Annotated in this window: 16 protein-coding genes; 3 read left to right on the forward strand and 13 right to left on the reverse strand. The window is 58.3% G+C overall.

The genetic code is table 11. From position 1 onward, the window contains the following. Positions 1-2: 2 nt before the first annotated feature. Positions 3-1,064: a DUF6882 domain-containing protein gene (locus tag HBA49_RS08165; protein WP_005527015.1), complete on the forward strand. Its 1,062-nt coding sequence runs from the start codon at positions 3-5 to the stop codon at positions 1,062-1,064. Here HBA49_RS08165 and HBA49_RS08170 read toward each other — a convergent pair. Then, on the reverse strand, positions 1,036-2,082 hold the full coding sequence (locus tag HBA49_RS08170; protein ID WP_005527050.1) for a 3-hydroxyisobutyryl-CoA hydrolase: 1,047 nt from the start codon (positions 2,080-2,082) through the stop codon (positions 1,036-1,038). The genes HBA49_RS08165 and HBA49_RS08170 overlap by 29 nt on opposite strands. 129 nt (positions 2,083-2,211) lie before the next feature. On the opposite strand from HBA49_RS08170, the gene HBA49_RS08175 reads away from it, so the two are divergent. Continuing rightward, positions 2,212-3,012: a Cof-type HAD-IIB family hydrolase gene (locus HBA49_RS08175; protein WP_005527146.1), complete on the forward strand. Its 801-nt coding sequence runs from the start codon at positions 2,212-2,214 to the stop codon at positions 3,010-3,012. Here HBA49_RS08175 and ppk2 read toward each other — a convergent pair. Genes ppk2 through HBA49_RS08195 form a run of 4 tightly spaced genes read right to left on the reverse strand, consistent with a single transcriptional unit; the run spans position 3,009 to position 6,871 of the window. Continuing rightward, on the reverse strand, positions 3,009-3,848 hold the full coding sequence (gene ppk2, locus HBA49_RS08180; protein ID WP_005527276.1) for a polyphosphate kinase 2: 840 nt from the start codon (positions 3,846-3,848) through the stop codon (positions 3,009-3,011). The genes HBA49_RS08175 and ppk2 overlap by 4 nt on opposite strands. Before the next feature lie 9 nt (positions 3,849-3,857). Next, on the reverse strand, positions 3,858-4,184 hold the full coding sequence (locus tag HBA49_RS08185; RefSeq protein ID WP_005527034.1) for a putative quinol monooxygenase: 327 nt from the start codon (positions 4,182-4,184) through the stop codon (positions 3,858-3,860). Between the two features lie 11 nt (positions 4,185-4,195). Further along, positions 4,196-5,968, reverse strand: a complete 1,773-nt coding sequence (locus HBA49_RS08190; protein WP_005527302.1) for an ABC-F family ATP-binding cassette domain-containing protein — start codon at positions 5,966-5,968, stop codon at positions 4,196-4,198. Then, positions 5,969-6,871 (reverse strand): 4-(cytidine 5'-diphospho)-2-C-methyl-D-erythritol kinase, encoded by a 903-nt coding sequence (locus HBA49_RS08195; RefSeq protein WP_005527066.1) that lies wholly within the window; start codon positions 6,869-6,871, stop codon positions 5,969-5,971. A 199-nt stretch (positions 6,872-7,070) separates the two neighbouring features. On the opposite strand from HBA49_RS08195, the gene rsmA reads away from it, so the two are divergent. Next, a complete protein-coding gene (gene rsmA / locus HBA49_RS08200; RefSeq protein WP_005527232.1) occupies positions 7,071-7,940 on the forward strand; it encodes a 16S rRNA (adenine(1518)-N(6)/adenine(1519)-N(6))-dimethyltransferase RsmA in 870 nt (289 codons plus the stop codon). Positions 7,941-7,942: 2 nt separating this feature from the next. Here the strand turns inward: rsmA and HBA49_RS08205 are convergent, their stop codons facing one another. The 8 genes from HBA49_RS08205 to HBA49_RS08240 all read right to left on the reverse strand — a co-directional run bounded on the left by HBA49_RS08205 (position 7,943) and on the right by HBA49_RS08240 (position 18,729). After that, the gene (locus tag HBA49_RS08205) at positions 7,943-8,641 is read right to left on the reverse strand and encodes a FadR/GntR family transcriptional regulator (protein ID WP_005523675.1); all 699 of its coding nucleotides are present in this window, start codon (positions 8,639-8,641) and stop codon (positions 7,943-7,945) included. A 194-nt stretch (positions 8,642-8,835) separates the two neighbouring features. After that, positions 8,836-10,425: an ABC transporter substrate-binding protein gene (locus tag HBA49_RS08210; RefSeq protein ID WP_040432273.1), complete on the reverse strand. Its 1,590-nt coding sequence runs from the start codon at positions 10,423-10,425 to the stop codon at positions 8,836-8,838. Positions 10,426-10,653: 228 nt separating this feature from the next. Further along, the gene (locus tag HBA49_RS08215; RefSeq protein WP_005527274.1) at positions 10,654-11,802 is read right to left on the reverse strand and encodes a resuscitation-promoting factor; all 1,149 of its coding nucleotides are present in this window, start codon (positions 11,800-11,802) and stop codon (positions 10,654-10,656) included. Positions 11,803-12,049: 247 nt separating this feature from the next. Further along, on the reverse strand, positions 12,050-12,892 hold the full coding sequence (locus HBA49_RS08220; RefSeq protein WP_005527416.1) for a TatD family hydrolase: 843 nt from the start codon (positions 12,890-12,892) through the stop codon (positions 12,050-12,052). A 37-nt stretch (positions 12,893-12,929) separates the two neighbouring features. Further along, complete coding sequence (gene metG, locus HBA49_RS08225) at positions 12,930-14,822, reverse strand: methionine--tRNA ligase (RefSeq protein ID WP_005527052.1); 1,893 nt, start codon at positions 14,820-14,822, stop codon at positions 12,930-12,932. 30 nt (positions 14,823-14,852) lie between these two features. After that, a complete protein-coding gene (gene rsmI / locus HBA49_RS08230; RefSeq protein WP_005527191.1) occupies positions 14,853-15,695 on the reverse strand; it encodes a 16S rRNA (cytidine(1402)-2'-O)-methyltransferase in 843 nt (280 codons plus the stop codon). Between the two features lie 9 nt (positions 15,696-15,704). Then, complete coding sequence (locus HBA49_RS08235; protein WP_005523682.1) at positions 15,705-16,952, reverse strand: YkvI family membrane protein; 1,248 nt, start codon at positions 16,950-16,952, stop codon at positions 15,705-15,707. Positions 16,953-16,968: 16 nt separating this feature from the next. Next, a complete protein-coding gene (locus HBA49_RS08240; RefSeq protein ID WP_005527329.1) occupies positions 16,969-18,729 on the reverse strand; it encodes a BCCT family transporter in 1,761 nt (586 codons plus the stop codon). Positions 18,730-18,935: the final 206 nt, after the last annotated feature.

Consider the following 18,935-nt stretch of genomic DNA (forward strand, 5'->3'; position numbering starts at 1 on the left):
AAGTGTTTTTGACTGCGCCGCTGTCGCTGAGCGATGTTGTAGCTGATGGTTTTCTCACCCAGGCTGGGTTTGATGATGCGTTGAAGCAGCGTGGCACGGTGACGAAGACCGAGTTTAATCCTCGCCTCGATGGTTATGAGGTGGTGTTGACCACGGATGACAGTAAGACTCATGTGTTTTCGTCGCATACTGTGGCCTATATTGATCAGGGGCGGACCACGTGGAAGTGGAAGGATGAGCCGCAGTTTCGGTTTTTGGGGACGTGGCCGAGCGATGACATGATTAAGGCGGCGCGGACGTTGGCGGGGAATGGTCCGTGTTTTTTGGTGCCACAGCCGGATGGTTCGTTTGATGTGGCGGTTCTTGATGCGGATCAGTTGCCGAAGTTGCATGTGCATACGGCGCTGTGCGTGGGGTTGGCAAATATGCCGGCAACCATGGAGTTGGAGCGGGCGCTGACGGCGTTTGGGGCGACGAATAATATTGGCATGACCACCACCGATGATAAAGTGACGTTTGATGAGGGGACGGTGGTGGATTTAGCGACCCGACGAGTGGTGAGTTCGCTCACGTTTGCGAATGTGGTGGCGGATGCGTTTTATTTTTCCACGGAGCATCAAATGTATTTTGAGGGCCGGTATCCGGGGGCGCCGGTGATGTTTAATCCGGTGACGAATAGCGTGATTGTGGCTGATTCGTTTGCGGCGCATGGGCTCATAGTGGGCCGGATTAAGGATGGGGTGTGGCAGTGGGAGCATAATGCGAGCTTGCGGAAGTTTGCGTTGGATTATGCGATCCTGGAGTTTTTGCGGGATCGGACGCCGGTGGCGGAGGCCGCTGCCCGGGGGTTTGATTGTGCGACGAAGCGGATTTTAAAGCATTGGACGCATGTGTTTGTGCGGTTGGATGATGATACGACCGCGTTGGTGATTATGGATGCGCACCAGTTGCGGTTGCCGCCGGCTTCCCCGGAGGCGACGTTGGCGGTGATGGCGACGCCGCTGCCGGAGGGTGTGGATAAGCAGCGGGCGAAGATTAGTTACCATCAGCTGCGGAATAGCTGAGGATTTTCCGGTAGGGGGCCGGGTCGACGTCGGCGAAGGTTTTTGGTTGGAATTGTGCGTCGGGTCGCTTGTCGACGAGTACCGCACGCACGCCTTCCGCGAAGTCGGGTTGCCTGCGGATGTATTCGCCGAATGGAATTTCGAGCGCGAGTTCGTGGCGGATGTCGGTCTTGGTGCCGGCGGCGGTGATGAGTTCGAGGGCGGCCACGATGGCGGAGGGGCTGGCGTGGGCGATGTGTTGGTGGACGAGGTCGCGGAGTTCCCCGGTGAGGCGGTGGTCGATTTCGTCCCAGGTGGGGTGGCCGAAGGCGGCCTCGATATCGTCAATATAGGTTTTGAGCTGTGGGTTTTCCGGCGAGGTTTCTTGGTATGTGGCGAGTGCCTTGTCAACGCCGTATTCGATGATGTCGCGGTGGAGGGCGTCAAGGTTTTGACGAGAAACGTAGTGGGTGGCGAGGCCGGTGTAGAGCATGTCGGCGGGATCGAGCCGGTAGCCAGTGATGGCGAGGAACCGGGCCACGGCCGGGGATTTTCGACCATATGTTCCTACCATGTGTTGCATCATGTAGGACATGCCCACATCAGGCATGAATCCGATGGCCATTTCGGGCATGGCGGCCAGGGCGTTTTCCGTGACGATGCGGTGGCTGCCGTGGACGGAGATGCCGAGGCCACCGCCCATGGCGATTCCGTCGATAAGCGCAATGTAGGGTTTGGGGAAGTGGGCGATATTGCCGTTCATGACGTATTCGGCGGCGAAGAATTCGTCGGCGCGTTCGGGCGTGCCAGCAAGCAGGTATTCCCGGGCGAGCCGCACGTCGCCGCCGGCGCAGAAGGCTTTGGGCGAATTGGAGTAAATGAGTACCTGGGTGATCTGCGGGTCCGTCGCCCATTCGGCCAGGTGTTGGTCGATGATGCGCACCATATCGGAGGTGAGGGAATTGAGCGCCCGGGGCCGGTTGAGTTCGAGAACCCCGGTGGTGTGTTCCTGCCGGGCGATAACAAGTTGGTCGGTCATGGTACCAGTGTTCCACAGTGGTCGCCGCGGCGGGGCGCGTGTGGAAAAAATATGCACAGACCAAATGCTTTATGGAAAAAGTTATTTTGCCGTACACTTCAAAGGATTGGTTATTGAAAGGTTTAGTTAATGCAATTTCGGTTAATTACCTGCGACATGGACGGAACCCTGCTCGACAATGCGAAAAACATCTCCGATGATTTCTGGCCACTGCTGGGCCGGCTTCAGGAGCAGGGCATTATTTTTGCCCCCGCCTCCGGGCGGCAGCTGGAGACAATACTCGACATGTTCGAAAAGGCACCGAACCCGGTGTCGGTCATCGCGGAAAACGGGGCCCTGGTGTACCACGATGGTGAGATTGTTTCTCTGACCACCATTGACAAAACCGCAACCATGCGGGTGCTGGATGCCATCGCCGAACACCCGGAGGTCGGGTGGGAGGTCACGCTCTGCCGCGCCGATGGGGCCTTCGTGGGCCACACCAATGAAGAATTCGCCCGGCTCACCGCCATGTATTACCACAAGCTCAACGTGGTCGACGATGTGCGGGACTACGTCAACGATGACGTGATTAAGCTGGCCCTCTTCACCCGAGGCGACCCGGAAGAAGTAGCAGAAACCGTCCTGAAGGATGCCACCGGCGACGACCTGGCCGTCGTCGTGTCCGGAACCCAAAGCATTGATGTCATCCACCAAGACATCAACAAGGGCATAGGCCTTCAGGAGCTGGCTGCCAAGGTGGGAGTGCCGTTATCCCAAACCCTAGCGTTCGGCGACTACCTCAACGACGCCGAACTCCTGGCCGCCGCCGGTACTTCCTACGCCATGGCCAACGGGCACCCCCAGCTGAAGGCCGCCGCCGACCACATCGCCCCCTCGAACGAAGAAAACGGCGTCGTGCGGGTGCTCCAGCAACTCCTGGACTCCTAGCCGTTTTTCTTCTGCCTGGTGCGTTCCAACTGGGTGGCCACATCCGGCACATAGCGGAAATCCGACCGGGGTGGCCGCTCATACCCCTCGGACTGCGGCCGTTCGGGAATATCCGGCAAGGGCGTGTCAATCTTCTCGTAGGGGATTGTCGACAGCAGGTGGGCGATCACATTAATCCGGGACCGCTTCTTATCCTCCGACTCCACCGTGTACCAAGGGGCGGAGGGAATATCCGTGTGGATAAACATTTCATCCTTCGCCCGGGAATAATCCTCCCACCGGGTGATCGACTGCAAATCCATGGGCGACAGCTTCCACCTACGCAATGGATCATTCCGGCGGGACTTAAACCGGGCAATCTGCTCGTCATCCGACACTGAGAACCAATATTTGCGCAGCATAATACCGTCCTCAACCAGCAGCCGTTCGAAAATGGGGGCCTGGTGTAAAAACCTGCGGTACTCCTCAGAGGTGCAGAACCCCATGACCCGCTCCACCCCGGCGCGGTTATACCACGACCGGTCAAAAATGACTATTTCCCCTTTTGTCGGCAGTTTCTCCACATAGCGTTGGAAATACCACTGACCACGCTCCCGGGTTCCCGGCGCGGGCAGGGCCTCCACCCGGCAGGTGCGGGGGTTGAGATATTGGGTGATGCGTTTAATCGCGGAACCTTTCCCGGCGGCGTCACGGCCCTCCATGAGCACCACAACCCGGGCACCGGTCTCCACCACCCACCGTTGCATTTCCACCAATTCGGCCTGAAGCCGTTTCAGCTCGGCCTCGTAGGCTTCCTTCGACAGTTTGGCGGGCTTTTTCCGTTTACGTTTCGTCATACCTTCAATCTAGTTTTTTACCTGAAATTCCGCCATGCGGTCCCACACGGTTTTCCCCGCAATGAGCGTGTTAATGATTTCGGGGGTCTCCACCAGGTAGCCGGGCAGTTCCCGGCAGGCGCGCTGGAAATGCTCCGAATTCACGTGGGGTTCGGCGGCGTCATCGTGGAAGCCTTCGACGAGGATGAATTCTCCCGGGTCGGCGGGTGATTGGTACCAGTCAAAAAACAGGTTGCCTGGTTCCGCCCGGGTGGCGGTGGTGAACCAGTCGATGTCGGTGAGGAAGGTGGCAGTATGCTCCGGTTTGACCCGGAATTTCACGTTGATAAGGATCATGGTTACCGAGACTACCCTTCCAACTGCTCCCCCAGCTCCAGCCACCGGGTCTCCAGCTCGTCTAGCTGGTGTTTCAGCTCATCCGCCTGGGCGCCCAGGGTCACAAGTTGGTCCATGTCGGTGGCGTACGCCGCCATGTCAGCCTCCACCGCGGCCAGCTGGTCGCGGGTCTTCGCTATTTTCCGCTCCACCGCGGCCATTTCCTTTGACAGCCGGCGCATTTCGCTGCCAGACCGGGGTTTTTCTGACTCCGGTTTGGGTTCCGGCGCCGGCGTGCGGGCGGCGATTGCGTGACGACGCTTCAAATAGTCGTCGATGCCCCCGGGCAGGTTCGTGAGCTTCCCGTCCCCGAAGAGCGCCCAGGTGGAGTCTGCAATGCGTTCGATCAAATACCGGTCGTGGGAAATCACCACTAGGGTGCCGGCCCAATTATCCAGCAGGGATTCCAGCTCCTGAAGCGTGTCAATGTCCAGGTCGTTCGTCGGCTCGTCCAACAGCAGCACATTCGGTTCGGACATGAGCACCCGGGTGAGCTGCAACCTGCGCCGCTCCCCACCGGACAGGTCTTTGATGGGGGTGCGCTGCCGTTTCGGGCTGAACCCGAGGCGTTCCGCCAGTTGGGCGGCGCTTAATTCCTTCTTCCCCAACTGCACATAGCTGGCCACTTCCTCCACCGCATCGAGAAGTCGCATGTCGGGGTCTAGGTCGTCGAGTTCCTGCCGCAACCACCCCAGACGGACGGTACGGCCTTCGATGCGGCGGCCGGCCGCCAGGGGGTATTCCCCGGCGAGGGCGCGCAGCAGGGTGGTTTTGCCCGACCCATTGACCCCCACCAGGCCGATGCGCTCCCCGGGGCCGAGACGCCACGTGAGGTCGTCGACAAGCGGGCGACCGTCGGGGGTGTCAATGCGGGCATCCTCCAGCTCCACCACGATGCGGCCCTGGCGCTGCCGCGAAAACGCCATGAGCTCCACCTTGTCCCGAGGCGGCGGCACGGCGGCAATCAGGGCCTCCGCCGCATCAATCCGGTAGCGGGGCTTCGACGTGCGGGCCGGCGCGCCCCGGCGCAGCCACGCCAGTTCTTTCCGCGCCAGATTCTGCCGCCGCTGCTCCATGGCATCCGCCTGCCGGGACCGCTCCGCCCTGGCGAAGATCCAATCGTTATAGCCGCCCTCGTACGCATCCACCTGGCCGTCGTGCACCTCCCACGTGCGGGTCGCCACGGTATCCAGGAACCACCGGTCGTGCGTCACCACCACAACCGAAAGTTTGCGCGATAGCAAATGGTCCGCAAGCCACTGCACCCCCTCAATGTCCAGGTGGTTCGTGGGTTCGTCCAACACCACCAGGTCCAGCTCCCGCACCAGTGCCGCCGCCAGGTTCACCCGGCGCTGTTCCCCGCCCGACAGCTGCCCCACCTGGGTATCCAACCCCAGTCGCTCAATGCCCAAGCCGTGAAGCACTTCCCGCACCCGGGCGTTTGACGCCCACTCGTAGGTTTGCAACCCCAATGGCGCCACCACCACATCCGCGATGGTGTCCGTGCCGGTGAGCTGCATGCGCTGCGTCACCACCGCCATGCGCAGCGACGAGTTGTGGCTCACCCGGCCCGCATCCGGTTGTTCCACCCCGGTCAGCACCTCGATCAGGGTGGTTTTCCCGCCGCCGTTGATCCCCACCACCCCAATGCGGTCACCGGATTGCACCCCCAGGCTCACCTTGTGCAGCAGGGTTTTCAGCCCGAAAGATTTGTCTACGTTCTCCAAATTGATGAGGTTAACCACTTATTCTCCTTTGAGGTGGGCGCCGCGCGCCGGGCCGGATGTGACGGCGGTGTTTCCGCTGAGCGATAGTTCCGCCGCGACTTCCCGGGCGGCGCGAGCGTCTTCGCATAGGAATGCGCAGGTGGGGCCCGACCCGGAAACAATGCCGGCGAGCGCCCCGGCGGCCATGCCGGTGTTGAGGGTTGTGCGTAGCTGTGGTTGCAGCGATAGGGCGGCGGCCTGCATGTCGTTATGCAGCAGGGGGGCGACTTGGTGTGGGTTCCCGGTGCGCAGCGCCCGGCTCAGCGCGGTCACATCTAGGTGGGGGGTGCGGTCAAGTTCGTCGAGTTTGCGGAACACGGCCGGGGTGGCGAGGCCGGTGCGAGAGAAGGCAAGAGCCCAGTGGTAGGTGCCCTTTGAGAGGGTGGGAACTAAATGTTCCCCCCGGCCGGTGCCCAATGCGGTGCCCCCCACCAGGGTGAAGGGCACATCACTGCCGAGGTCTGCTGCTATGTCTAATAATTCCCCCAATTCGAACTCGTTATCGAGTATTTTATTGGCGGCGATGAGGGCGGCCGCGGCGTCGGCGCTTCCCCCGGCCATGCCGCCGGCGGTGGGTATTCCCTTGGCAAGGGTGATGCGTACCGCCGGCGGTTGCTGCGTGGATCGCCCAAACACGATGTCGACGGCCCGCCAGGCGAGGTTGGTGTTGTCCGTGGGCACCCCGGCGGTGGCGCATTCGAGCTCAACCACCCGGCCGGCCACCCCGGTGTTGGGACTCGCCTCGGTGAGGGTTACGACGTCTCGAAGTTCGAGGGATTGGAATATGCTGACGAGTTCATGGTAACCGTCGTCTCGAAGCGCCCCCACCCCTAAATGTAGATTGACTTTCCCGTGGGCAATCGCCGTAACTTCTCGCATCATTATTCTTATCCTAGCGGACACCATCATTATGACGAATACCATGTTTCATCGCTATTGATTAGGGATTATGACGCCGCCAAGCACGAGCAATCCGGGCTGCCTCGATCCCGCAACCGTCCCTGGCGCATACTGCCAGGGGCGGGCCTCGTATCTTGCGGTTATGCCTAAAATCCTGGGTGGGAAGGTAGATTATCTATCCATGACTACTGCACGTCTGCTGGGACCGGCTGATATCCGCACACTCGCCAGCGAACTCGACATTACCCCCACGAAAAAGCTGGGCCAGAACTTCCTGCATGACCCCAATACGGTCCGCATGATTGTCACGACCGCCCAGTTCACGGACGTCACTAACCGGCATGTTCTTGAGGTGGGCCCGGGGTTGGGGTCGCTTACTCTGGGGCTTGTGACCGCCTGCGAAAAGGTCACCGCGATCGAGATTGATCCCCGGTTGGCGGCCCGGCTCCCCCGTACCATCGCTGAATTCGCCCCCGACTATGCGGATCGGCTCACCGTCAGCAATCGGGATGCCCTGACGGTTTCCCCCCAGGATATTGACATGTCGACGCCGCCAACGGCATTGGTGGCAAACCTGCCCTATAACGTGTCGGTGCCGATCCTTTTACACCTTCTCGCGGAATTCCCCAGCATTGCGCGGGTTGTGGTCATGGTGCAGGCGGAGGTTGCCGACCGGTTGGCGGCCCGGCCCGGCACGAAAATTTATGGGGTTCCCAGCGTCAAGGCCGCATTTTATGGGCAGGTGCGGCGGGCCGGAACGATTGGTAAAAATGTTTTTTGGCCTGCGCCGAAAATTGATTCTGGCCTCGTGTCGATTGATTGCACACATCCTTATTCGTCGTCGCTGCGTGACACGGTGTTCCCCCTGATTGATGCCGCATTTCTTCAGCGTCGTAAAACATTGCGCGCAGCATTATCTGGTGTGTATGGTTCGGCAAGTCAGGCGGAGGAAGCGCTACGACGCGCCCAGATCGACCCCACGCTTCGGGGCGAAAAACTCGACATTTCGGACTTCATCCGTCTGGCCACCAGCGGGCAATCATCGCGGTAGCGTCACAGTTGGGCAATGGCCGCCCGCAACGGTGCGTAATGATTCTGCACAGCCTCCCGGTATGCTGCGGAATCCTTATTTCGTAGCGCCCGCACGATGCTCTCATGGTTTTTGATGGTGCGTTCCGCATCAACGGTGATGGGGATCTCGCAAATGTCGATGAGCTGCGCATACACCTGCCACATGGCCCCGGCGAGTTCCCGCATTAATGCATTGGACACCGGGCTGAGTAGCGCCGCATGGAATTGTTGATCCTCGTCCATGAAACTGCCGTACTCGCTAAACGATGTGCGCATATTCGATGCCAATTGGTTCAGGGAATCCAGAGATTCCTTGGTGTGGGCGGACATGAGCTCGTCAACAACCGACAACTCCAAAAATTCTCGGGTGGCGATAACCTCGTGCAGGTGGGCGGCGGTATGGTCCGGGTCTAAGGTGGCACGCAGCACCATTCCCTGCACCATGGGCGATAGGGTCATGCCGGCCACGAAGGTTCCCTGACCGCGTCGCACCTCCACCACATCCAAAGATTGCAGCGTGCGCATGGCTTCACGCACGGATGATCGGGAGCAATTGAGTTCGTCGCATAATTCAGTTTCGCTGGGGAGGATGTCACCAGAGGTGAGGCTGTGATCCCGAATATATTGTTGAATTCCTTCAATAGCCGCTTGGGTGGCACTGAGCGTGATCGGTTTCATCATGGTATTGATCCTCCAACGGTGTGAAGCAGCGTAGGGCTTAGGTGCGGTGAGAACAGTATTCATGGTTGCTGATTCCTCGGTTCAGGTGGTACACGCGCACCGGCTGTGGGACGTCCGGCCTGGCGTGCGATTCATGAATGTAAGTACAGGGAGCGGAAATTTGTTCCCCACACCATCAACCTGGAGTTTTACTATTACCCCCGCAAGCCGACGTCGAGGAAGGACAGCCCGGTTAAAGCAATCGGTTCGAAACCTGTTAATACATCCGCATCCCAGGCGGAGGGGTTTTTCCGGTGAAATAGGGGATATAGTGGTACTTCGGTGGATAATAGGTCGAAAATTTCGTGCCACAGGTTTTCCTGTTCCTCACCGGTGGCACGGGCGGCCTGGTCGAGGAGTTCTTGGATCCTGGCGTAAGATTCGGTGCCTTTCCAATGCATGCGGGTGTCGGTCCACCGGTCGGTGGCATACCACCAGCGCAACAACAGGTCGGCGTCGTTGCCGAACACTGACGGGTCCCCCGGGGCAACCACAATGTCCCAATCATTGGAGTGTTCAATGTAGTCGTATAATTTGGCGGATTTTTGGGCTTCAAACGTCACGGTCAACCCCAGATCAGTGAGGGATTCCCGCATGATATCGGCGCAGGGTTTCACCCAGTCGTGGCTGGTGGACAGCATTTTGAGTTTTTTCACACCGGTGTCGGCAAACAGCTGGGTGGCCTTGGCCTTGTCCAGGGTATACACCGTGGCAGCCTTGTGATAGGAATCGTGTTGTTCTTGGACGAAGCAGGTGGCGGCGGTGGCCTGCCCCAGCATGCCGGTTTTAATGATTTTGTCGATGTCGCAGGAATACATCACACCGTGCCGGTTTTTCACGTCCCGCATCGCGGAACCGTCACCCTGATTAAACATGACAAAGAGCAGGCCAAACCCCTGGACGGAGTCCACATCGGCGCTGGCCTGAACCTGGTCGATGGAAAGGTAGGGGACGGAGTCAATGGCGTCCACCGCTTTGGATTCGATGGCGTGGGTGCGGGTGGAGGCGTTGGGCAAAATCCGCCATGACATGCGGCTGGCCTGGGCCGGCTTCGGACCGGTATAATGCGGATTCTTTTCGAACACAAGTGCTGATGATGCTGCGCCGTTGTCCACTAATTTCCACGGTCCGGTGCCGATGGGCAGTGCGTCAAAATCCTTCCGGTTACGCTCCACCTCTGCCTTGGGCACGATCTTAATGGTTGCCAACCGCTCTTTCAACAGGTTAAAAGGGTATTTGAGGCGGAAAATGACGGTGGTGGGATCCTTAACCTCCACAGCGTCAATGACGGAAATGAAGGCGGCGTACTGTGAATCGTTCTCCGGGTCCCGAACCCGTTCGAATGAAAAAACTACATCGTCGGCAGTCACAGCCTTGCCGGTATGAAACGCGGCCCCCTCACGCAGGCTTACTTCATAGGTGACATCGTCCACATGGCGTGGTTCGTCGGCGGCAAGCGCGGTGTACACGCTCCGATCCGGGGTGGGGCTAATCTCATAAAGTCCTTCCATGGTGTGCCAATTCGCGGCGATAGTGAGCGCCGATGTAGCGGTCATGGGATCGTACCCACTGGTCCCCAGCTCATAGGATATGGCGGCGGTGATTTCGTCACGGTTACGGCCGTCGGCGCCTTTGGTGGCGAGGGCGGCCGTTTTTCTATCTATGTTGCTACAGGCGCTGAGCGTGGCGGTTATTCCGGCTGCGGCCCCGATAAGTTTGAAAAAACTGCGCCGACTTATGGTCATAATACGGCCTCCTTGGTTCGATAATTCACAATACACTTGCTTATCGACGCCCACCCATGCGGGAAGAATCCATTGTGGTGATGGCCACAATGAAATACCTAACCTGCTGAACAAAACTAAACTAAATTATTAAGCAAAACCGCATCCGAACGATAGGCTAGGTTGTTCGAATGCGGTTTTGTGGGTTTGTGGCCGGCAACGTATGCACGTCGTCAAGCAAAAACGTGATTACCGTAACCCCATCTTTGCCGTACATGCTGGCCACGCGCCCCACCCCTGGGATGCTTGCACCTTCTGCGCCACCGCGATTTGCTCCTCGCGGGTCGCCTGGTATGCGTAGGGCGCATATTCGCCACCACCATAGGCCAACCATGTCTGGGGTGTAAACTGCAACCCACCATGGAACCCATTACCGGTATTGATCGCCCAATTCCCAGTAGATTCACACTGCGCCAGCCGATCCCACACGGAACCATCCGGCACAGTGGGAACCCTAGAAACCTTTGTGCCCCGCGAAATGGTCGCCTTCTTCGCCGGCACCAGCACATTCTGCGACACAACATCATTCGCAGATTCGACCCCGTTCACCTTGGTGATCCGCCGGGTGACTTCCCGCTCACCCGGCGAACCCGCCTCAACCACGGACTCGACCCCCTGCATGGCATCGGGGTTATCTACAAAGGTTGGCTCTTCATCATAGGCTTCTTTCACCTGCACATCATCCACGGTCACCCGATCAATATTGATCTTCATATTGCCGGATACCGCCGACGTCAACTCCGGGGTGACTCTATCGTGTGGGCCAAGTTCAATGCCGCGAGCGGCCAGCGCATCCTTTACCGTCGCCGCGGCAAGCGACACGTAGCTGGTCTTTCCCCCATCAGTGATGGACACGATCTTCGGGGTGACCACATCAACGCTCATACCCGACTTCTGCAATTTCGTGTCGACGGGAGTGCTCAACCCCAAGGCTTTAATCGCCGCTCCAATGGAATCAAGCTGTGAAACCATTTCCCCCACGGTCGTGGCGTTCGTCTTCACAACCTTCTTCTGGCCGTCAACAACGACCGCCACGTCTTTGACCGTTCGAACCGTGATCTTTTCGTCATTACCCAACTTAGCATCGGCGGCCGGCTGCACGATATCGCCGTCGGCCACCTCAATGCCGGCGGAACGCAACGCTCCACCCACATCCTGCGACAGCGTGGCCAACGCTAACTGGTCGCCGTTGAGATCAATAACAACGTCTTTTTTATTAGCTGCAACCGCCACACCACCAACCACGAGTGTTGCCAAAACACCGCTGGTGGCCAACCGGAGCGGAACCGAACGTGACGAGTTCAAGCGGCTCAATCGAGATTTCTGATGGTGACTCATTTATTCACTTTCAATAACGATATCTAAGCTTCCTAAGCTTCACTGTCTACAACAATGTTTATAACAATACGGCAACAAATTAAGTTTGTCGAGATTTTCTCCGGGAAGCTCCGCCCATATTGGCGTACAATATCCCAATTTTACCACTATAACTTAAATTTTTTTAGGCAAGTCATTCGGGAAAATCTCAGCGACCGGCACAAAAATTACAAGACTTTACTTATTGAAACTTCGTGGATCACCTCACTCATGGTTTCGCTATCTGGTAAACCCGATCGAAGTTCGCGGCCACCACCTCCGCCAACTTCGCCACCGGCATGGAACGTGCCACAGCCACGCATAAAGCGGTGTGTCCTATGAATGCGGGCTCATTTTTCGCCCCCCGATACGGGACCGGGGTCATAAACGGCGCGTCCGTCTCTATCAGGAGTTGGTCGATCGGCACCATAGCCGCGATCTGCCGGAGCTCCTCGTTGTTTTTAAAGGTCACGTTGCCGGCAAAGCTGAGCACATAGCCGCGGGCGATCGCCTCTTTGGCTACCGCCGTGGGGGAAGAAAAACAATGCAAAATGGTGTATTTCGGACTGGGGGCGTCCCCTAAAACCCGCAGCAGGTCCGTGTCTGCCTCCCGGTTGTGGATCATTAACGCTTTCTCCGCCGCGACCGCCACATCAATGTGAAACCGGAGTGCCTCCTCCTGCACGGCCAGAGGGGCGGTATCGTCCGGCCGGTGGCGAATCCAATAGGTGTCTAATCCGGTTTCCCCGATGGCCACGCATTTCGGGTGGGCGGCCATCTCACGCAGGCGGGCGCGCGCGGCATCATCTAACTCCCGGGCCTTGGTGGGGTGGATGGCGCAGGCAGCCACCACATCTGGGTGCGATTCGGCCGCAGCCAGCGCCAACTCGGCCTCCACGAGACCATCGCCGACGGTACAGATGCGCTCCACCCCGGCCGCGTGGGCCCGCGTCACAAACTCGGCGACCGTGGCCGCATCCCGCGCACCGCAGGAGGCAAGGTGGGTGTGCGCATCAGTGAGGTGCGCAATATATTCGGCCGGTTCCGGCACTGGGCGGGACTTCTTCGACATAACTCTGAAGTGTACAACCCGCCCCGCCGGAACAGAACTATGCCCTCCCCGATACTGGGGCCCACTCGGGCCCGGTCTCCCCTAATTCTGGATCCAACTTGGCAATGAGTGGCTTCGGTTTCTGCAACGCTACGCCGGGTTCGACGGAGGTTCGCCGCCAAACCGCCTGCTGGTTGCCGTAATCCCCCATGATGACCGGGTAGGTGCGGCCGGCCTGGGGCACGCCCACCCCCACCACGTCCACAGGCATGCCGTCGGTCACCTCCACCACCTGGGGGTGGGCCGCCCACACCCCCGTCCGACCCAGGGTTTCGTGCACCTGCTGGGCAATGTTCGGAATGTAGGGAGTGAGCAGCGTGTTTGCGTCCGATACTACCTGCAGGGCGACCCACAGCACAGTGGCCAAGCGGTCTTCGAGTGCTGCCACATCCGCCGCATTGGTCGCGGAATCTGTCTCCACCCCGGCCTTGGCAGTTTTTATGGCCTTGGCCAACTTCCAGGGCTGCATCTCGGCGACATAGGCGTTGGCCTCCCCCACCACGTGCATGGCGTGAGTGATCCCCTGCTTAAACCGGGAGTGCTGCAACGCCTCCCCCACCACGTCGAATGCTTGTTCGGCAAGGTCGAGGATTTTTTGGTCGGCTTCGGTCAGTTCCCCGGGAGTGGGTACCTTCCCAAAATTGTTGGCGGCCATGGACACGACCCGGTTAACCAGGTTGCCCCACCCGTTGGCGAGCTCGTTATTGATGCGGCGAACGAACTCGTCCCAGGTGAAATCTGTGTCTTGGTTTTCCGGACCGGCAACCGCAATGAAATAGCGAAGGGGGTCCGGACCGAACTCCTTGAGGAAGTCCTTCACATAGATCACCACGCCCTTGGATGAGGAGAACTTGGACCCAGACATGGTGAGGAATTCCGAGGACACCACCTCGGTTGGCAGGTTAAGCGCCCCCAGTCGGTGCAGGGTTCCACCCTTGGCACCTTTCCCTTGGTAGCCGAGCAATTCACCGGGCCAGATTTGGGAGTGGAAGGTGATATTGTCCTTACCCATGAAGTAGTAGGAGGTGGCGGCCGGGTCGGTCCAGAAATCCCGCCAGGCGTCGGGGTTGCCGCTGCGGTGCGCCCATTCGATAGAGGCAGATAGGTAGCCCACGACGGCGTCGAACCACACGTAGAGTTTCTTCCCTGGATTATCCTCCCAGCCCTCCACGGGGATGGGAATGCCCCAGTCAATGTCGCGGCTCATGGCGCGGGGACGAATATCGGACAGCAGGTTGAGGGAGAATTTGAGAACGTTGGGTCGCCAATCGTTCCGGGTCTGCAACCATGCGGTGAGTTCTTCCGCGAGCGCAGGCAGGTCGAGAAGGAAATGCTCGGTTTCTACAAACTTTGGGGTTTCCCCATTGATTTTAGAGACCGGGTTAATGAGATCCGCCGGGTCGAGTTGGTTGCCACAGTTGTCGCACTGGTCGCCGCGGGCCCCATCAGCACCGCAGATGGGACAGGTGCCCTCAATATAGCGGTCGGGCAGCGTGCGGCCGGTGGAGGGCGAAATGGCCCCCATGGTGGTTTCTTTCAGCATGTAGCCGTTATCGTACAGGCCCCGGAATAATTCCTGAACAATGGCGTAGTGGTTACGGGTGGTGGTGCGGGTAAAGAGATCGTAACTTAGCCCCAGGCCAGCCAGGTCTTCGACGATCTGGCGGTTATAGCGGTCGGCGAGTTCCGTCACGGAGACGCCTTCCTTGTCGGCCTGAACCAAAAGCGGGGTGCCGTGCTCGTCGGTGCCGGAAACCATGAGCACATTTGCCCCGGTCATGCGTTGGTAGCGGGCGAAGACATCAGAGGGCACGCCAAAACCAGCCACGTGTCCAATATGACGGGGACCGTTGGCATAGGGCCAGGCCACGTTGACAAGCACATTATTCATGGTTTTCTAGCTTATCAGGCCTATCACCGGTTATTGGCGGGACCGCAAAACCGCGTCGTAAAGCTCTTTCTTGCTGACTTTATGGGCGGCGGCAACGGTGGCACACGCGGTTTTCAGCCGCTCCCCACCCGCCACGAGTTCGTTCACCTGTGCGATAAGTTCGGGGAGTTCAATGGTGCGGGTTTCCGGCAGCGCACCCTCGATGACGCAGGTAATTTCGCCCTTGATGCCCCCGGCCGTCCAGTCGGCGAGTTCGGCCAGGGTGCCGCGGCGGACCTCCTCGTAGATTTTTGTGAGCTCGCGGGCCACGACGGCGCGCCGATTGGGTCCTAGAATCTCGACCGCCTCGGCCAGGGTAGCGGCAATCCGATGCGGTGATTCAAAAAAACAAACGGCCCGCTCCTCAGTGATAAGCGACTCCAACCAGGCGCGGCGGGCGCCGGACTTGCGGGGCGCAAACCCATCGAAAGCAAACTTACCCACATGCAGACCGGACAGTGCGATAGCGACGGGAACGGCGGAGGGGCCGGGAAAACATGTGATGGGCACGCCCGCATCATGGGCCGCAGCAACAAGGGGAAACCCCGGGTCGGACACGATGGGCATGCCAGCATCGGTCACCACAACAACGGTGGCGGTACGAGCGTGGTGAATTAACTGTTCCACCCGGTCCTGCTCATTGTGGTCGAAATTGGACAGAACCTGACCCCGCAACTCCACACCAAGGGCCTGCGCCAGATTCCGGGTGCGGCGGGTATCTTCGGCGGCAATATAGTCCGCCTCGGCGAGGGCCTGCCGCAGCCGGGGGGTGGCGTCGTCGATATTGCCGAGGGGGGTGGCGGCGAGAATAATTCCGCGGGGTAAGGGGGTCATGCCCTCATGCTAGCTTTTCGACGAATCCAGGCCCAATTCCTCTTTGACTTCCTCCTGCATGGTTTCGGCAATATCAGTATCTTCCACATTGGATTCAGTTTCATACCGGGCCAGCCGCCGACGCTGCTTCGAGCTAAACCGTTTGGTCGGATCAAGCTTGCGGCGCAGTAGCTCACGCATGTTTTCCCGGCGGGTGGATTCCTCCCGAATCTGGGAGAACGACCGCACCCACCCGACGAGAAACACAAGAAACAGCAAAACCCCCATATAACCCAGGATGGGAAAGAGGGTAGCGACCAGGGTTTTAAACCCTAGGAAGCTCACGGCAAAGGCCACGAGCGAACTCACGACGAAAGCCGGGTAGAACCGGGTGGGATGCTTGGCGGTGATGCGTCTGCCAAAGGCATAGAGCATACCGATAACCGTATTGAAAATCATGCCGAGGATGGCGATGGACATGCCGAAACCCAACCAGGGATGAATCTGGTTGACGATGGTGAGCATGGGCACATCGTCGGCGGCCACCTGGTCGGCCCGCAGGTAGAGGGACCAGGTGGCGAAGGTGAGCATGAGCCCGAAAATAATGCCACCGATCATGCCACCCAGGCCGGCGGCACGCGGATCGGTGTTATTACCGCCAATGATGATGGCCATGGATGCGCCGATCATGAGGTTGAGGCCCACATAATTCATGGTGGCGATGCCCCAATGGGGCGCGACCGGGGTGATGGTGTGGACGGCCTGCTCCAGAACCGAGTAATCAGCATGGCTAGTGCTGAGGACCCACACAACGGTGATGGTCATAAACACAATGATGAGCGGCGTGATAGAGCCGATGACCTCGGTGACCTTATCAACGTCGAGAAGCCCAACGATGAGCGTAATGGCAAGCAGAATGAGGGCACCAACCCAGGTGGGAAAACCAAATTGCTGATTCAGGTTGGAGCCGGCACCGGCAAACATGACCGTGCCGGTGCAAAACAGGGTGATGAGCACCCCAAGATCCAGGAGCCTGGCCAACAGAGGGTAGCTGACCCGCCGGAGCACAGTGCCATGGTCGCCGGCAAGATAATAGCTGCCGAGCTGGACAACAACCAGCCCGCTGATAGCCATGATGAGAGAGGAAAGAGCGGCGGCAATAATGCCGACCTTGCCGTAGGAAACGAAGTATTGCAGCATCTCTTGGCCGGTGGCAAAACCGGCGCCGACGATGATGCCAATGAACGCCAAGACGATAGTGACAGTTCGCTTGAGCATTGGTTATGCCTTCTTTTTACTTCTTTACTGCTAGTTTCCGACTGGGCTGATGCCCATTTCGGTTGAGTACTAGCCTACGCACACCGCTGCCAGACTTCCGGTGCTTTTCTGCCTCCCGGTGGATGCGCCGCTCCCGGGCGAGACGGGCCGCGAAGCGCTGTTGCTCCCGGTAGTCAAGATAAAGCTCATCGTTGCGGAGATCCTTAATGAGAGCGAACATCAGGATGAAAATCACAATGACGAACGGGGATGCGGCAACAATGGTGATGTTTTGCAGATTCTTCAAAATATCGTCGCCGCCGGTAAGCAGCATGGTCATGCCGACGAGCGCCACGAGCACGCCCCACCCGGCAGTCACAAACCGGTTAGCGTCGGTTTGCCCATGCTGGCTCATGGAACCCATAACGGTCGACGCAGAGTCGGCGGAGGTGATAAAGAACAGTGCGAGCAGGGCCACGGCGATCACGCCCCACACAACGCCACCAGGCAGGGTGTGAAGCAGGTCAAAGAGTTGGCTCTGGGCATTCCCATCACCCCAAATGGATGCGCCCTGCTGTTCCAGGTGGATGGCGGTGCCGCCAAAAATAGCGAACCACACGAGACTCACCGCGGAGGGAACCAACATGACCCCAATGAAGAATTCGCGGATGGTGCGACCGCGGGAAATACGGGCCAGGAACATACCGACGAACGGGCTCCAGGAAATCCACCACGCCCAGTAGAAAATGGTCCAGCTGCTAAGCCATTCGCTGGTGTTTGTGCCGGGCGATTCAGCGGTGCGACCAATCATTTCGAAGAAGTGCGACAGGTACGCCCCGAAGGCTTCGGGAAGTAAATTCAGGATCGTCACAGTGGGCCCAAACACGAAGACAATAATGCCCAAGATGGCAGCCAACACCATATTGGCGTTGGAAACATAGCGAATACCATTGCCCACACCAGACATGGCGGACATGAGGTAGGCGAGAGTAAGGATGGACACGATCACCACGATGGTGCTCATGGAGGGGTTCTTAACTATGCCCGCGGCGGTAAGCCCGGCGCTGATCTGGGTCGCGCCGATACCAAGGGAACACGCGGTGCCGAAAATGGTGGCGATAATGGCGAGAATGTCGATGACCCGACCGGACCAGCCCTTGGCGCCACGCTCGCCAATGAGCGGGATAAAAGCGGAGCTGAGGAGTTGGCGGCGGCCCAATCTAAAGGTGGAGTAGGCGATGGCTAACCCAAAAATGCCATAGATGGCCCAAGGGTGAAGGGTCCAGTGCAGCAGGGTGGAGCTCATGGCGTCGCCGATGTTTTTTGGCTCATTTCCGGGAATCCCAGTGCGATAGTGGGTCAGCGGCTCGGTGACACCGTAAAACATGAGGCCAATGCCCATGCCGGCGGCGAACATCATGGCGATCCAGGAAAATGTGGAAAATTCCGGGGCCTCATCGTTGCGGCCCAATTTGATATTGCCGAATTTGCTCAACGCCACAATGATGGCGAACGCCAAAAATATGGTGGTGCATAAAACGAAAGCCCACCCGAAATTGGTAATAACAACCGAGAGGGCTTTTTGGGAAAAGTCGGAAAAACTAGTGGGGTTCAACAGCCCCCAGAGCACGACAGATAGAACAATGACTACCGCTGGAATGGTGACCCGATAGTCAATTCCAACGTCGTCTTTTTCGCTCTCAAAGACGATTTTTGGTTCAGCTGGTACTTTTGCTGGTGGCGATTCCAGCATTTCCGCTAATTCTTGGGTAGCGGACACATTTGTTGGTTTTTCCATAAAACTACCGTGCGGCAAAAATTCACGGATATCAACACGATACGGGAATTTTAAGGAAAAAATAGCGGGTATACGCTGCAGCTTTATCTAAACGTTATTAATCGCTAAAGCACTGGATAATGCTATTAAATCATAAAATCTACCCCCTCAAAGATCACAATACTATAACAATATTGGGGCGAAGTTTTCTTAATAATGGAGAAGAA

The sequence above is a fragment of the Corynebacterium matruchotii genome (assembly GCF_011612265.2).
In the GTDB taxonomy this organism is placed as follows: domain Bacteria; phylum Actinomycetota; class Actinomycetes; order Mycobacteriales; family Mycobacteriaceae; genus Corynebacterium; species Corynebacterium matruchotii.

Bases quoted from the DNA above. Each gene is read 5' to 3' on its own strand.
- HBA49_RS08170 (WP_005527050.1), bottom strand. From the start codon at position 2,082: ATGACCGACCAACTTGTTATCGCCCGGCAGGAACACACCACCGGGGTT.
- HBA49_RS08175 (WP_005527146.1), top strand. From the start codon at position 2,212: ATGCAATTTCGGTTAATTACCTGCGACATGGACGGAACCCTGCTCGAC.
- ppk2 (WP_005527276.1), bottom strand. From the start codon at position 3,848: ATGACGAAACGTAAACGGAAAAAGCCCGCCAAACTGTCGAAGGAAGCC.
- HBA49_RS08185 (WP_005527034.1), bottom strand. From the start codon at position 4,184: ATGATCCTTATCAACGTGAAATTCCGGGTCAAACCGGAGCATACTGCC.
- HBA49_RS08195 (WP_005527066.1), bottom strand. From the start codon at position 6,871: ATGATGCGAGAAGTTACGGCGATTGCCCACGGGAAAGTCAATCTACAT.
- rsmA (WP_005527232.1), top strand. From the start codon at position 7,071: ATGACTACTGCACGTCTGCTGGGACCGGCTGATATCCGCACACTCGCC.
- HBA49_RS08205 (WP_005523675.1), bottom strand. From the start codon at position 8,641: ATGATGAAACCGATCACGCTCAGTGCCACCCAAGCGGCTATTGAAGGA.
- HBA49_RS08210 (WP_040432273.1), bottom strand. From the start codon at position 10,425: ATGACCATAAGTCGGCGCAGTTTTTTCAAACTTATCGGGGCCGCAGCC.
- HBA49_RS08215 (WP_005527274.1), bottom strand. From the start codon at position 11,802: ATGAGTCACCATCAGAAATCTCGATTGAGCCGCTTGAACTCGTCACGT.
- HBA49_RS08220 (WP_005527416.1), bottom strand. From the start codon at position 12,892: ATGTCGAAGAAGTCCCGCCCAGTGCCGGAACCGGCCGAATATATTGCG.
- metG (WP_005527052.1), bottom strand. From the start codon at position 14,822: ATGAATAATGTGCTTGTCAACGTGGCCTGGCCCTATGCCAACGGTCCC.
- rsmI (WP_005527191.1), bottom strand. From the start codon at position 15,695: ATGACCCCCTTACCCCGCGGAATTATTCTCGCCGCCACCCCCCTCGGC.
- HBA49_RS08235 (WP_005523682.1), bottom strand. From the start codon at position 16,952: ATGCTCAAGCGAACTGTCACTATCGTCTTGGCGTTCATTGGCATCATC.
- HBA49_RS08240 (WP_005527329.1), bottom strand. From the start codon at position 18,729: ATGGAAAAACCAACAAATGTGTCCGCTACCCAAGAATTAGCGGAAATG.